General features: G+C 35.8%; 1 protein-coding gene. It reads right to left on the bottom strand.

The annotated features are described in order from the left end of the window. The coding region (locus tag ACFIL2_RS07870) for a type ISP restriction/modification enzyme (protein ID WP_375680048.1) at positions 1 to 1,430 on the bottom strand (1,430 nt) is incomplete at both ends.

Genomic DNA, 1,430 nt, shown 5'->3' with positions numbered 1-1,430 from the left:
TAATAGAACAAATCATCTTTAGTGATTATTTCATTCGGATAAGCAGCTTTAAAATGTGCTAATCCTTCATCAGTAATGGCATCACGCCTCTGTAAACCAGCTGTTTTACTTTCTTCTGTAGAAATTAAAAATAAATGGGATTGTTTTTCATTTTTACTTTTTGAAACCGTATCATCTTTGTAAATATAGCGTGGAAAGCATTGACCTGTATCTATTACACTCACATCAGGTACATTTTTAGTCATCAAGATAGAAAATCCACTTCTTGCGCCTACAGAAGAAACTTGTATCACTTTATTTTCAACCGCTTTTTCTATAGGAAATATCCGCGGCATTTGGTAAACCATATCATTGAAGGTACGATTATAATAAAGCCATCGTTGTGTAAAAGGACGATACAGACTTGGTATGAGGCATGTCTCTTCAAATTCAAAAAACTTTCCTTTTGTCAACTCTTGTTTAAGTCCACGGCTCCAACTTATCTTACTTTCATCTGAATTTACAAAATTATTTACAACATTGGTATGTATTTTACGGTCAGTGTGTGCATAAGTATCATTAAAACGTTCCACTTCACTGTTATAGAAGGCAATCATATTACTCATGTTTTTCGCTAGAGCTTCAGGGCTTGAGTTGTATGTCCAAGCATCACGACTCGTCATAATACCGCGAGAAAAACTTTCAAACAGCTTTTTACCATGACTTTTCTTATCACCTAGGGCTAGGAATGTTTTGAAACTCTCATCACGTTGATTTATCCAATCACCATGTTCATCCGGCGTGATTATTTGCCAACTTTGTTCACGTGTAATGCCATCAATACTACCAAAGTATTCAAGAGCTGTAAGTTTTTCTTTTGTCGTGAAATTATTACCAATATCATGATAGTAAATTTTACAATCTCCAGAAGCATTGGGATTTTTGATAAATAGCGTTACCGCAATACCCGTCATACTACCATTGCCGAAAATATTTTCACCTTCTTGAGCAACTCCATTGCTTAACATATTTTTGCGAAGATCCCCCCGTAAATTAAGCACATAAATACTCGTAAACTCTTTGGCTAAAGATTTTCGTAAGCTATCCATTGTTGGCTTTTCTATGTAACCAGAACCAGAAACAAAGCCTATTACCCCAGCATTACTAATACGGTCACTTGCCCAACGAATGGCACGGATATAGCTGTCATAAAGTGCTCGTATATTCGTTACTTTCGATTGAGCAGCATAAGTTTTACGGATACGTTCATCTAATATGGGATAAGGGCTGTTCTTTGCATTATCATTTTCGCTTTTTTGCCCTACTGAATAAGGAGGATTGCCGAAGATAACTTCAATATTGAGGTTTTTCTGAAGTTCTAAATATTCACTGTTTTTCTCTAGTAAACCTCTCATCAGATCTTGTTTTTCAAGCATCCGGAATGTATCGGT

The sequence above is a fragment of the Bartonella sp. AP30XZML genome (genome assembly GCF_042195945.1).
In the GTDB taxonomy this organism is placed as follows: Bacteria; Pseudomonadota; Alphaproteobacteria; order Rhizobiales; family Rhizobiaceae; genus Bartonella.
This window is presented reverse-complemented; position numbering and strand designations above follow the sequence as displayed.